Consider the following 14,750-nt stretch of genomic DNA (forward strand, 5'->3'; position numbering starts at 1 on the left):
AAACATTATGCTTTTACGTTATAAAGCGCAAAAAAAAACACCTTGCAAGCGTCCCTGCAAAGTGTTTTTTAAAAATTAGCAATTAGCTAAAATTATTTTTGGATAGATGCTACTACGCCAGCGCCTACAGTACGGCCACCCTCACGGATAGAGAATTTAGTACCTTCTTCTAAAGCGATTGGAGCGATTAATTCAACAGTCATTTCGATGTTGTCGCCAGGCATAACCATTTCTACGCCTTCTGGTAACATGCAGATACCAGTTACGTCAGTTGTACGGAAGTAGAACTGAGGACGGTAGTTAGAGAAGAATGGAGTGTGACGTCCACCCTCTTCTTTTGATAAAACATAAACTTCAGCTTTGAAGTTAGTGTGTGGAGTGATTGAACCTGGTTTAGCTAATACTTGACCACGTTGGATGTCTTCACGAGCAACACCACGTAATAAAGCACCAATGTTGTCACCAGCTTCAGCATAGTCTAATAATTTACGGAACATTTCTACACCAGTTACAGTAGTTTGTTTCGCTTCTTCTTCGATACCTACGATTTCAACTACGTCACCAACTTTAACTTGACCACGTTCAACACGGCCAGTTGCTACTGTACCACGACCAGTGATAGAGAATACGTCCTCTACTGGCATCATGAATGGTTTGTCAGTTTGACGTTCTGGAGTTGGGATGTAAGAATCTACAGCGTCCATTAATTCAACGATTTTTTCTTCCCATTCTGCTTCGCCTTCTAAAGCTTTTAAAGCAGAACCTTTGATTACTGGAATGTCGTCGCCTGGGAAGTCGTACTCAGATAATAAGTCACGGATTTCCATTTCAACTAATTCTAATAATTCTTCGTCGTCTACCATATCACATTTGTTCATGAATACTACTAAGTAAGGAACACCTACTTGACGAGATAAAAGGATGTGCTCACGAGTTTGTGGCATTGGGCCATCAGCAGCAGATACTACTAAGATACCGCCGTCCATTTGTGCAGCACCAGTGATCATGTTTTTAACATAGTCAGCGTGTCCTGGGCAGTCAACGTGTGCATAGTGGCGAGTTTCAGTTTCATACTCTACGTGAGATGTATTGATTGTGATACCGCGCTCTTTTTCTTCTGGAGCGTTATCGATGTCAGCGTAAGATTTAGCTGATCCACCCATTTTTTTAGAAAGAACTGTTGCGATAGCAGCAGTTAAAGTTGTTTTACCATGGTCAACGTGTCCGATTGTACCAATATTAGCATGCGTTTTAGAACGGTCAAATTTTTCTTTAGCCATTAGAAAATGCCTCCTCAGAGATATGTTTTATTTTTTTAAAATTATTCTAAGATGCCGACTATAAACGGGCCCCATCTATAGTCAGTCATTCATAGCTTACAAATTATTTATACTTGATGCAAGGTGAAATTTCAATTATTCACCTTTATTTTTTTTGATAATATCTTCTGCAATTGATTTTGGTACTTCTTCATAGTGATCGAACACCATTGAGAATACACCGCGACCTTGAGTTGCAGAACGTAAAGTTGTAGCATATCCGAACATTTCAGATAGTGGAACCATAGCACGTACTACTTGAGAGTTACCACGAGCTTCCATACCCTCTACGCGACCGCGACGAGCAGTAATGTTACCCATAATATCACCAAGGTACTCTTCTGGAATTACAACTTCTACTTTCATCATTGGCTCTAAGATAACTGGGTTACATTTTTTAGCTGCTTCTTTTAATGCCATAGATGCAGCGATTTTGAACGCCATTTCACTTGAGTCAACGTCATGGTAAGAACCGAATACTAATTTCGCTTTAATGTCGATTAGTGGGTAACCAGCAACAACACCACGGTCAAGAGAGTCACGTAGACCCGCTTCTACTGCAGGGATGTATTCACGAGGTACAACACCACCAACGATAGCATTTTCGAATTCGAAACCTTTACCCTCTTCGTTTGGAGAGAACTCGATCGTTACGTCACCGTATTGACCGCGACCACCAGATTGACGAGAGAATTTACCTTGAACTTTAGCTTCGCTACGGAATGTTTCACGGTAAGATACCATTGGAGCACCCACGTTAGCTTCTACTTTAAATTCACGTTTCATACGGTCAACTAAGATATCAAGGTGAAGTTCACCCATACCAGAGATGATTGTTTGACCTGTTTCAGTGTCAGTATGAGCACGGAATGTTGGATCTTCTTCTTGTAGTTTTTGTAAAGCTTGACCCATTTTATCTTGGTCAGCTTTAGATTTTGGTTCTACAGAAAGAGAGATTACTGGCTCTGGGAAGTCCATTGACTCTAAGATAACAAGGTTTTTCTCATCACATAGAGTATCACCTGTTGTAGTATCTTTAAGACCTACAGCAGCAGCGATGTCACCAGAGTATACTTTTGCGATCTCTTCACGAGAGTTAGCGTGCATTTGTAGGATACGTCCTACACGTTCACGTTTACCTTTAGAAGAGTTTTGTACGTAAGAACCTGCTTCTAATGTACCTGAGTACACACGGAAGAATGTTAACTTACCTACGAATGGGTCTGTCATTACTTTGAAAGCAAGAGCTGAGAATGGCTCTTCATCAGAAGAATGACGGATGATTTCTTCTTCGCCGTCAACGTCAGTACCTTTAATAGCTTCTACGTCAGTTGGAGCTGGTAAGAATGCTACAGCAGCATCTAACATTTTACGAACACCTTTGTGTTTGAATGCTGTACCACAAAGAACTGGGTAGAATTCTACCGCGATAGTCGCTTTACGGATAGCCGTTTTTAATTCTTCTTTAGAAATCTCTTCGCCTTCTAAGTATTTCTCCATAAGTTCTTCATCAACACTTGCAACAGCGTCGATTAATTTCTCACGGTACTCTTCAGCTTGGTCTTTGTATTCTGCTGGAATTTCACCAACAGTTACATCAGTACCTAAATCGTTACCATAGAACGTTGCGTTCATTTCGATTAAGTCGATAATTCCTGAGAAGTCATCTTCAGCACCGATCGGTAATTGGATTGGGTGAGCATTAGCTTGTAAACGCTCATGTAATGTACCTACAGAATATAGGAAGTCTGCACCCATTTTATCCATCTTGTTGATGAATACGATACGAGGAACTCCGTATGTTGTAGCTTGACGCCATACTGTTTCAGTTTGAGGCTCAACACCTGATTGAGCATCTAATACTGTTACTGCACCATCAAGTACACGTAGAGAACGTTCAACTTCAACTGTGAAGTCTACGTGCCCTGGAGTATCGATGATGTTAATACGGTGACCGTCCCATTGAGCTGTTGTTGCAGCAGAAGTGATCGTGATACCACGCTCTTGCTCTTGCTCCATCCAGTCCATTTGAGCTCCACCATCGTGAGTTTCACCGATTTTGTGAATCTTACCAGTGTAATAAAGGATACGCTCCGTTGTTGTTGTTTTACCAGCATCAATGTGAGCCATGATCCCAATATTACGAGTATTCTCTAGAGAGAATTCGCGTTTCATAGGAAATTTCTCCTTCCATATTGGGTTAACTGTATAGATGGTAAAAATCTTAGCCCCAGCAATGCTAGAGCAAAGATCAAATTACCAACGGTAGTGAGCGAATGCTTTGTTCGCTTCTGCCATTTTGTGCATATCTTCACGTTTCTTAACTGAAGCACCAGTGTTGTTAGATGCATCTAAGATTTCGTTAGCTAAGCGCTCTTCCATCGTTTTTTCTCCACGAAGACGAGCGTAGTTTACTAAATAACGTAAACCTAAAGTTGTACGACGTTCTGGACGAACTTCTACTGGTACTTGGTAGTTAGAACCACCAACACGACGAGCACGTACTTCTAATACAGGCATTACGTTGTTTAATGCAGCTTCAAATACTTCTAAAGCATTTTGACCCGAACGCTCTTGAACTAATTCGAAAGCTCCGTATAAAATCTTTTGAGAAGTACCTCTTTTACCATCAATCATCATTTTGTTGATTAAACGAGTTACTAGTTTTGAGTTATAAAGTGGATCTGGTAACACGTCACGTTTGGAAACAGGACCTTTACGAGGCATGTGTTTTCCTCCTTTCAAATCGTTGTATATTTAAACTTAAATTATTTTTTTTCTTTAGGGCGTTTAGTACCGTATTTAGAACGAGATTGTAAACGACCGTTAACACCAGCTGTATCAAGTGCACCACGAACGATGTGGTAACGTACTCCAGCTAAGTCTTTTACGCGTCCGCCACGGATAAGAACTACACTGTGCTCTTGTAAGTTGTGACCTTCACCTGGGATATACGCAGTAACCTCAAGTTGGTTAGTTAAGCGTACACGAGCGTATTTACGTAAAGCCGAGTTCGGTTTACGTGGTGTCATTGTACCTACACGAGTACAAACTCCGCGTTTTTGAGGAGACTTAACGTCAGTTAAAGATTTTTTAAATGAGTTATATCCTTTGTTTAACGCTGGAGATTTTGATTTCGTGCTTTTAGATTGACGAGGCTTACGTACTAATTGGTTAATTGTAGGCATCGATTTGTCCTCCCTTCATTTTTTCCTTGTTTCAATACCACACATCCAGGTGGTTCATTTTTTGGGTAAAAACAAAGTCTTTGTGCATTTTACACAAAAACTACATCGCAGTAATCGCAACAACTGCAGCTCCAACATGAATGCCGCAAGCTTTACCAAGTTCTTTCTTTGAATCGACGTATTTGACTGGTACACCGATTTCTTTCGCGAGAAGAATGGCCGGATCGGTTACCCATTTGTCTGCATCGATTGCGACAAAAAGAGCTGTTACTTGTCCAGCATACATTGCTTTCACTGCTTGCTTTATACCTATGATTGTTTTACTGGCCTGTTTTACTTGATCGTAAGACATTTTCATATCCTCCTAAGTACAGACAGTTAACTATCAACCTTCAATATATTATCATTCCAAACTTACACTGTCAACAGATTTCTTTTGAAAGTATGTTGGTTAATATTTAATCCAAGGAAATTCCAAAGAAAATCTCCCGACCAAGAATGGTCTCAGCCGGGATCTCTTCGTTATAGAATGCTATTCAGCTGTAATTGCTTCTGCTGATTCTTCTTGCTCCATACGGATTTGACGATAACGTTGCATACCTGTACCAGCCGGAACTAGTTTACCGATAATTACGTTTTCCTTCAGACCTAGAAGCTCATCACGTTTACCTTTAATTGCAGCATCCGTTAACACACGTGTTGTCTCCTGGAATGATGCAGCTGATAAGAATGATTCTGTTTCAAGAGAAGCTTTTGTAATACCTAAAATGACAGGACGGCAAGTAGCTGGTGTTTTACCGCTAAGTACTGCTTCAGCATTTGCCTCAGAGAATTGGTGAATATCAAGAAGCGATCCTGGTAATAACTCTGTGTCGCCTGCTTCAATCACGCGCACTTTACGAAGCATTTGGCGAACCATTACTTCGATGTGTTTGTCTCCGATTTCTACCCCTTGCATACGGTATACTTTCTGAACTTCTTTTAATAAATATTCTTGAACTGTCGATACATCTTTAACTTTTAATAATTGCTTCGGATCGATAGAACCTTCAGACAATGTTTGACCCGCTACAATTGTGTCGCCTTCTGCTACTTTTAGACGCGCATTGTAAGGTGCTTGGTATTTACGTGTTTCCACATCACCTTGGATCGTTACTTCTTTAAGACCTTCACGAATTTCTTCGATTTCGATTACTGTACCAGTAATTTCAGAAATGACTGCTTGACCTTTAGGGTTACGAGCCTCGAAAATTTCCTGGATACGTGGAAGACCTTGTGTGATATCGTTACCGGCTACCCCACCTGTATGGAATGTACGCATCGTTAACTGTGTACCTGGCTCACCGATAGATTGTGCCGCAATAATACCAACTGCTTCACCAACTTCTACCTCTTCACCAGTAGCTAAGTTCATACCGTAACATTTTTTACATACGCCGTGTTTTGTATTACATGTAAATGCAGAACGGATTGTAATTTCTTCGATATTTGCATCCTCGATTACGCGGGCAATATCTTGTGTAATTAAACCATCACGCTCTACGATAACCGCTCCTGTTTCCGGATGGCGAACTGTTTTCTTCACGTAACGACCAACAATACGTTCGTCTAACGCTTCGATCAATTCGTTTCCTTCCATTAATGAACCGATTAATAAACCGCGGTCAGTACCACAGTCGTCTTCACGAACGATAACATCTTGTGCCACGTCTACTAAACGACGAGTTAAGTAACCTGAGTCGGCAGTTTTTAGTGCTGTATCGGCAAGACCTTTACGCGCACCATGTGTAGAGATGAAGTACTCTAATACTGTTAAACCTTCACGGAATGAAGACTTGATTGGTAACTCGATAATACGACCAGCCGGGTTGGCCATCAGACCACGCATACCAGCTAACTGTGTAAAGTTCGATGCGTTACCACGGGCACCAGAGTCAGACATCATGAAGATCGGGTTAGTTTTTTGTAAAGATTTCATCAGCTTGCCTTGAATTTCATCTTTGGCAGCTGTCCATACGTTAATAACTCGGTTATAACGCTCTTCCTCAGTAATTAAACCGCGGCGGAACTGGATCATTACTTTGTCTACTTTGCTTTGGGCTTCATCTAAGATTACACCTTTATCCGGTAATACGACGATGTCAGATACACCTACTGTAATACCAGCACGAGTAGAATATTTGAAACCTAAGTTTTTCATGCGGTCAAGCATCTTAGAAGTTTCTGTAATGTGGAACTCTTTGAATACTTCAGCAATAACATTTCCTAAGAATTTTTTACGGAAAGGATCTACTACAGGCATATTTGTGAAGTGCTTCGCTAAAATAGCGCGGCGTTGTGCTTCAACTTTTTCTGATTCAGATAAATCAGCATAGCCTTCTGTAGCTTCGATTTCTTTCAGTAGCTCTTCGTCAATTGTTAAGTTCACGAAGTACTTTTCAGGTGTTTTTTGCTCTAAGTTGACTGAAGTAGGCTCATTAATATAAGGGAATGAGCGTGGTAAAATTTCATTGAAGATTACTTTACCTACAGTCGATAACAAGAACATTTTATTTTGTTCTTCTGTAAATGTCGGGTTATTTAATGAGCTTGCTTTAATTGCAATACGAGAGTGTAAATGTACATGACCGTTTTGGTAGGCGATTAACACTTCGTTTGAATCATTAAATATTGCTCCTTCACCGCGAGCACCTTCACGCTCAAGTGTTAAGTAATAGTTACCTAATACCATATCCTGAGATGGAGTTACTACCGGTTTCCCGTCTTTCGGGTTAAGGATGTTTTGCGCTGCTAACATAAGTAAGCGAGCTTCTGCTTGTGCCTCAGCTGATAATGGAACGTGAACCGCCATTTGGTCACCATCGAAGTCAGCGTTATAAGCTGTACATACTAATGGGTGAAGACGAATTGCACGGCCTTCTACTAGTGTAGGCTCGAATGCTTGGATACCAAGACGGTGCAATGTCGGTGCACGGTTAAGTAATACCGGATGCTCACGAATTACATCTTCTAATACGTCCCAAACTTCGTTGTGTAAACGCTCAATTTTACGTTTTGCACTCTTAATGTTATGGGCAAGGCCACGTTCTACCAACTCTTTCATTACGAAAGGTTTGAATAGTTCGATTGCCATTTCTTTTGGAAGACCACATTGGTACATTTTTAAGTTAGGACCTACTACGATAACCGAACGACCAGAGTAGTCTACACGTTTACCAAGTAAGTTTTGACGGAAACGACCTTGTTTCCCTTTCAGCATGTGTGAAAGTGATTTTAAAGGACGGTTACCAGGACCTGTTACAGGACGACCACGACGACCATTATCGATTAATGCGTCAACCGCTTCTTGTAACATACGTTTTTCGTTTTGTACGATAATGCTTGGTGCACCAAGGTCAAGTAAACGTTTTAAACGGTTGTTACGGTTAATAACACGACGGTAAAGGTCATTTAAGTCAGATGTAGCAAAGCGTCCACCATCTAATTGCACCATCGGACGAAGCTCTGGCGGAATTACCGGTAGTACATCTAAAATCATCCACTCTGGTTTGTTGCCCGAGTTACGGAATGATTCTACTACTTCTAAACGTTTGATCGCACGTGTACGGCGTTGGCCTTGTGCAGATTTCAATTCTTCTTTTAAAACTTGTGTTTCATCTTCCAAGTCAATTTTCTCTAAAAGACGTTTAATCGCTTCAGCACCCATTGCTGCTTCGAATTCGCTGCCATACTTTTCACGGTATGCACGGTATTCTTTTTCAGAAAGTAAGTCTTTATAGCCTAAAGACGTTTGACCCGGCTCGACTACTACATAAGAAGCAAAGTAAATTACTTCTTCCAATGCACGTGGAGACATATCTAAAATAAGACCCATACGGCTTGGAATACCTTTGAAGTACCAAATATGTGATACAGGTGCTGCTAGTTCGATATGTCCTTGACGTTCACGGCGAACTTTCGAACGCGTTACTTCTACGCCACAACGGTCACAAACGACACCTTTATAACGTACGCGTTTATATTTACCACAGTGACATTCCCAGTCTTTTGTTGGTCCAAAGATACGTTCACAGAATAGACCATCTTTTTCTGGTTTTAATGTACGGTAGTTAATTGTTTCTGGTTTTTTTACTTCTCCGTATGACCAAGAACGGATCTTGTCAGGTGAAGCTAAACCAATTTTCATATATTCAAATTCATTAACATCGATCAAGGAGCCTACCTCCCTTTAGTTATAAGTCGTAAATGACTTTTAATGTAGCTCTACACTTACAAAATTTCATATTAGGCCATAATGAAACTTGCATTTTCAATCAATTACGCCCCGGCGTAATTGCGTCCAGATTTTAGGCCCACAGGACGTGGGTCAGTCAGCCTTTGTCGCACGACGCGACGTTTTTAGGCTGGCATCCTCCCTTTAAAAATCTGTGACATCTGCCCGAGGCCATATGTTCATTCAGCGAGTGACTCTCGCTGAATGAATATAAGAAAACCGGGCAGGGCATATACCTGCCCGATTCAATTGAAGTTATTCAAATGATTCTACTGGGTCTTCTTCTTTATCATTAGATCTTTCGACTGGTGCAGCTACTTCATCTTCATCGTCAAGGTCGCGTAATTCCACTTCCTCGTCGTTGATTGTAAGCATCTTCACATCCATACCTAATGATTGAAGTTCTTTAATTAATACTTTAAATGATTCTGGAACACCTGGTTCTGGAACACTTTCACCTTTTACGATTGCTTCGTATGTTTTCACACGACCTACAACGTCATCCGATTTTACAGTTAAAATCTCTTGTAACGTGTAAGCAGCACCGTATGCTTCTAGTGCCCAAACCTCCATCTCACCGAAGCGCTGACCACCGAATTGTGCTTTACCACCAAGCGGCTGTTGCGTAACTAATGAGTAAGGTCCAGTTGAACGTGCATGAAGTTTATCGTCAACCATGTGCGCTAGTTTGATCATATACATGACACCAACAGAAACGCGGCTATCGAATGGCTCACCTGAACGTCCATCATAAAGAATTGTTTTACCGTCACGGTTCATACCAGCTTCTTCCATCGTTTCCCAAACATCGGCTTCATTGGCACCATCGAATACTGGTGACGCCATGTGAATTCCTAAGTAACGAGAAGCCATACCTAAGTGTAGCTCAAGCACTTGTCCGATGTTCATACGAGAAGGTACCCCTAGTGGGTTAAGCATGATATCTACTGGTGTTCCGTCCGGCATGAACGGCATATCCTCTTCCGGTAAGATGCGTGAAATTACACCCTTGTTACCGTGACGTCCGGCCATTTTGTCACCAACGCGGATTTTACGTTTTTGAACAATATAAGCACGAACTAATTGGTTTACACCTGGTGGTAATTCATCGCCGTCTTCACGGTTGAATACTTTAACATCTAAAATGATACCGCCGGCTCCGTGTGGTACACGTAGAGACGTATCACGTACTTCACGAGCTTTTTCACCGAAGATAGCATGTAATAAACGCTCTTCCGCAGTTAACTCTGTAACTCCTTTAGGCGTAACTTTACCTACTAGAATGTCACCGTCGCGAACTTCTGCACCGATACGGATAATTCCGCGGTCGTCCAAGTTACGAAGTGCATCTTCACCCACGTTTGGAATATCACGTGTGATTTCTTCAGGTCCAAGCTTAGTATCACGAGACTCTGATTCATATTCTTCAATATGAACAGAAGTATATACATCGTCTTTAACAAGGCGTTCGCTCATAATTACAGCATCCTCGTAGTTGAAGCCGTCCCATGTCATGAACGCAACAAGTACGTTTTGACCAAGTGCTAATTCGCCTTTTTCCATAGATGGACCATCAGCTAAAATATCACGAGGTTTTACACGGTCGCCAACTTTTACGATTGGACGTTGGTTATAAGATGTACCTTGGTTAGAACGAATGAATTTTTGTAATTTATATTTTGTTAAATCGCCTTTTACTTCTTTACCATCTACTGACTCAATACGACGTACGTGAATTGAACGTGCTTCTACATGTTCAACAATACCATCGAATTTAGCTACTACAGCAGCACCTGAATCACGTGCATCTACGTGCTCCATACCTGTTCCAACGAATGGTGCGTTTGGATATAGTAGCGGAACAGCTTGACGTTGCATGTTCGCTCCCATTAACGCACGGTTTGAGTCATCGTTTTCTAAGAACGGAATACACGCTGTCGCAGCAGATACTACTTGTTTAGGCGATACATCCATGTAGTCGATACGATCTTTAGAGAATACTGTGTTGTCACCACGGAAACGTCCAACAACTTCTTCATTCGCGAAAGTACCGTCTTCATTTAAGATTGAGTTCGCTTGTGCAACTACATAGTTATCTTCTTCGTCAGCAGTTAAGTAATGGATTTCACTCGTTACAGCACCTGTTTCCGGATCAACGCGGCGGTACGGTGTTTCGATGAAGCCAAACTTGTTAACTTTTGCAAATGAAGATAATGAGTTAATAAGACCGATGTTCGGTCCCTCTGGAGTCTCGATCGGACACATACGGCCATAGTGAGAGTAGTGAACGTCACGTACTTCCATACCAGCACGCTCACGTGTTAAACCACCAGGCCCTAATGCAGATAGACGACGCTTATGCGTTAACTCTGCTAATGGGTTAGTTTGGTCCATGAACTGAGACAATTGAGAGCTACCGAAGAACTCTTTAATTGAAGCGATAACAGGACGGATATTGATTAATTGTTGTGGTACGATTGCAGCTGTGTCGTTAATTGACATACGCTCACGTACTACACGTTCCATACGAGATAAACCGATACGGAATTGGTTTTGCAGTAATTCACCAACAGAACGTAAACGACGGTTACCTAAATGGTCAATATCATCAGTGTTACCAACGTCATATAATAAGTTGAAGAAGTAAGATACAGAAGCCAATACATCGGCCGGAGTAATATTTTTCACTTCTTCATCTACATAGGCGTTTGAAATAACGTTAATTTCTTTTTGTGCTTCATCATTTGGTGCAAAGATTTTAACCGACTGGATTGTAATATCATCTTCCAATACACCACCAACTTGGTTTAATGTACGGAAACCTACACCACTCTCCAAATAAGGAATTAACTTATCCAAATTACGGCGGTCTAATAATGTACCTGCTTCTACGATAATTTCTCCTGTATCAGGATCCACTAATGTTTCTGCAATCGTTTGGTTGAATAAACGATTTTTGATGTGAAGCTTTTTGTTCATTTTGTAACGACCAACATTCGCTAAATCATAGCGTTTTGCGTCAAAGAAGCGAGAATATAATAAGTTCTTCGCAGATTCAACTGTTGGTGGTTCACCTGGACGTAAACGTTCGTAGATTTCAAGAAGGGCCTTTTCAGTACCTTCCGTATTATCTTTTTCTAACGTATTACGTAAATATTCATTGTCTCCAATGATATCTAAAATTTCTTGATCCGAGCCAAAACCTAATGCACGTAAAAGTACTGTTACCGGTAATTTACGTGTACGATCGATACGTACATATACAACGTCTTTAGCATCTGTTTCATATTCAAGCCATGCACCACGGTTAGGAATAACCGTTGCACCAAAGCCTTTTTTACCGTTTTTATCCGTTTTTTCGTGGAAGTATACACTTGGAGAACGAACTAACTGTGAAACGATAACACGCTCAGCACCGTTAATAATAAACGTACCTGTTTCTGTCATTAATGGGAAGTCACCCATAAAGACATCTTGCTCTTTCACTTCGTTTGTTTCTTTGTTGTGCAAACGTACTTTTACACGTAATGGTGCAGCATAAGTAACGTCACGCTCTTTACACTCATCCACATCATACTTAGGATCTCCTAAAGTATAGTCGACGAATTCTAATGAAAGATTACCTGTAAAATCTTCGATTGGAGAAATGTCGTGGAACATCTCGCGCAACCCTTCTTCAAGGAACCACTCATAAGATGCTGTTTGGATTTCGATTAGATTCGGAAGTTCCAGCACCTCACTAATACGCGCAAAGCTTCTACGCTGGCGGTGTTGTCCGTACTGAACTAGTTGACCTGTCAACTCATTCACCCCTCAATAAAGCGATAATAGGTCTTTGCAAAAACATACAAATAGTGTATGATTTCGAAAGACAAAAAGAAAACGAGACTTTTTTTAAACCTCATTTTCGGTTAAACTTAACTTATTCTTAGAAGTATACCCGTAACTTTGAATATTTAATGCAAAAGGGCATACTACCTCAAAATAATAATTTTGCATTTTATTATGTTATCATACTCGATTTGTCAAGTCAATATTGGAAACTAATCTTACTTATTTTTTTGCACGAATAATCCAATATCCTTTTTTCTTCTCAACGACATCTACTTCTGAAAACATTTCTTCTAAATGACTCATCGTTGATGGAGCCCCTTGCTTCTTCTGAATGACAATCCACAGCTCACCATTTTCCGCTAACAATTCATATGCACCGTCATAAAACTTGAAGATTGTTTCTTTACCAGCACGAATTGGAGGATTTGTTAATACTGCGGCTACTTTCATTCCAGGTTCAACAGCGGCTAATCCATCGCTTTCAAAAATACGTACATTTTGAACCCCGTTAAGCTGGGCATTTTTTTGAGACAAACTAACTGCTCGTGAATTAATATCCATCATGTATACTTCACGCTCAGGGTTGTTTTTTGCAATCGATAATCCGATCGGTCCATAGCCACAACCTACATCAAGCAAAACACCATCAATTTTAGGCATTTCAAACACATCGATTAGTACACGGGAACCAAAATCTACTTCGCTTTTACTGAATACACCCGTATCCGTTTCAAACGTAAATGTATTGCCTAATAAAGTGAATTTCCATTGGCGTGGTTTACTCTCAGTTTGAGGCTTATTTGAATAATAATGTTCAGACATGCAACACGCCTCCTTAGAAAAAATACATTTTGCGCTAATTTGTGCAAAATGATGTCTTTTCATGTGGATTCCTATAAAAATCAATCAATATCTTTATATCCACAAAAGTTAAATAAAGAAAAGCCCGCCGCAAAATTGTGACGAGCTTTCCTTATTAAACTAAGCTCAGAGCCTAGCAATTAAAGTTAAACTGAAATTATTTAACTTCTACTGAAGCGCCAACTTCTTCAAGTTTAGCTTTGATAGCTTCAGCTTCGTCTTTAGAAACGCCTTCTTTAAGAGCTTTAGGAGCGTTATCTACAACTTCTTTAGCTTCTTTTAAGCCTAAACCAGTGATTTCACGAACCACTTTGATTACTTTAATTTTTTCTCCACCAGCAGAAGCTAGTACTACGTCAAACTCAGTTTTTTCTTCAGCAGCGCCTGCAGCACCACCAGCAACTACTGCTACTGGAGCAGCAGCTGTTACACCGAATTCTTCTTCGATTGCTTTTACTAAATCGTTTAATTCTAGAACTGTCATAGCTTTGATAGCTTCTAAGATTTGCTCATTGTTCATTTTAATTTCCTCCTATGGAATGTTTATTAGTTTTAGGCAGTTTGCCTGATTTTTGAAGTTATGAGGCTACTATTAAGCGCCTTGCTCTTCTTTTTGATCTGCAACAGCTTTTGTTGCAAGTGCGAAGTTGCGCACTGGAGCTTGAAGTACAGATAAAAGCATTGATAATAGACCTTCGCGAGATGGAAGTTCTGCAAGAGCTTTAACGTCTTCAACTGATGCCACAGTACCTTCGATGATACCAGCTTTAATTTCTAACGCTTCGTTTTTCTTAGCGAATTCGTTAATAATTTTAGCAGGAGCTACTACGTCCTCGTTAGAGAATGCGATAGCGTTAGGACCAGTTAAGAATTCATTGATTCCTTCTAAACCAGCAGCTTCAGCAGCACGGCGAGTTAAAGTGTTTTTGTAAACTTTGAACTCAACACCTGCTTCACGTAATTGCTTACGTAATTCAGTTACTTGCGCTACAGTTAAACCACGGTAATCTACTACTACTACAGAACCAGCAGCAGAGAATTTATCAGCGATTTCTTGAACTTGAACTTTTTTAGTTTCGATTGCTTTGCTCATGATGACACCTCCTATTAGAATGAGTCATTTATACCGACAAAGAAAAGCCTCTATATCAACAATAGACATAGAGGCTGAAAGTACATCATCTTAAAAAGAATCCGAACTCCTATGTCCTCGGTAGGATCATTAAGTGCATATGGCACCCCTACTGTCTACGGTACAAATGGATGATTCACAAC

10 protein-coding genes and 1 other annotated feature are annotated in these 14,750 nt (G+C 40.5%); all 10 genes read right to left on the reverse strand.

Annotated features, from left to right (window positions below):
• Window positions 1-92 precede the first annotated feature (92 nt).
• The gene (tuf, locus tag MKZ25_RS18985) at window positions 93-1,280 is read right to left on the reverse strand and encodes an elongation factor Tu (protein WP_340802833.1); all 1,188 of its coding nucleotides are present in this window, start codon (window positions 1,278-1,280) and stop codon (window positions 93-95) included.
• A gap of 135 nt (window positions 1,281-1,415) precedes the next feature.
• Window positions 1,416-3,494, reverse strand: a complete 2,079-nt coding sequence (fusA, locus tag MKZ25_RS18990; protein WP_340716748.1) for an elongation factor G — start codon at window positions 3,492-3,494, stop codon at window positions 1,416-1,418.
• Window positions 3,495-3,575: 81 nt separating this feature from the next.
• Entirely contained in the window at window positions 3,576-4,046 is a 471-nt protein-coding gene (gene rpsG, locus MKZ25_RS18995) for a 30S ribosomal protein S7 (protein ID WP_008406982.1), read from the reverse strand.
• 41 nt (window positions 4,047-4,087) lie between these two features.
• On the reverse strand, window positions 4,088-4,507 hold the full coding sequence (gene rpsL, locus MKZ25_RS19000; RefSeq protein WP_008406983.1) for a 30S ribosomal protein S12: 420 nt from the start codon (window positions 4,505-4,507) through the stop codon (window positions 4,088-4,090).
• Window positions 4,508-4,607: 100 nt separating this feature from the next.
• Window positions 4,608-4,859: a ribosomal L7Ae/L30e/S12e/Gadd45 family protein gene (locus MKZ25_RS19005; RefSeq protein ID WP_340802834.1), complete on the reverse strand. Its 252-nt coding sequence runs from the start codon at window positions 4,857-4,859 to the stop codon at window positions 4,608-4,610.
• A gap of 180 nt (window positions 4,860-5,039) precedes the next feature.
• A complete protein-coding gene (gene rpoC / locus MKZ25_RS19010) occupies window positions 5,040-8,720 on the reverse strand; it encodes a DNA-directed RNA polymerase subunit beta' (protein WP_340802835.1) in 3,681 nt (1,226 codons plus the stop codon).
• Between the two features lie 315 nt (window positions 8,721-9,035).
• On the reverse strand, window positions 9,036-12,590 hold the full coding sequence (rpoB, locus tag MKZ25_RS19015) for a DNA-directed RNA polymerase subunit beta (protein ID WP_340802836.1): 3,555 nt from the start codon (window positions 12,588-12,590) through the stop codon (window positions 9,036-9,038).
• A 243-nt stretch (window positions 12,591-12,833) separates the two neighbouring features.
• Entirely contained in the window at window positions 12,834-13,436 is a 603-nt protein-coding gene (locus tag MKZ25_RS19020; RefSeq protein ID WP_340802837.1) for a class I SAM-dependent methyltransferase, read from the reverse strand.
• Between the two features lie 196 nt (window positions 13,437-13,632).
• Entirely contained in the window at window positions 13,633-13,995 is a 363-nt protein-coding gene (gene rplL, locus MKZ25_RS19025; protein ID WP_079523499.1) for a 50S ribosomal protein L7/L12, read from the reverse strand.
• Window positions 13,996-14,067: 72 nt separating this feature from the next.
• Window positions 14,068-14,568 carry a 50S ribosomal protein L10 gene (rplJ, locus tag MKZ25_RS19030; RefSeq protein ID WP_340802838.1) on the reverse strand — a complete coding sequence of 167 codons (501 nt, stop codon included), beginning with the start codon at window positions 14,566-14,568 and terminating at the stop codon, window positions 14,068-14,070.
• 32 nt (window positions 14,569-14,600) lie between these two features.
• Window positions 14,601-14,747, reverse strand: a sequence feature (ribosomal protein L10 leader region).
• Between the last annotated feature and the right edge of the window lie 3 nt (window positions 14,748-14,750).

This window comes from Solibacillus sp. FSL W7-1464 (assembly GCF_038004425.1).
Taxonomy (GTDB): Bacteria; Bacillota; Bacilli; order Bacillales_A; family Planococcaceae; genus Solibacillus.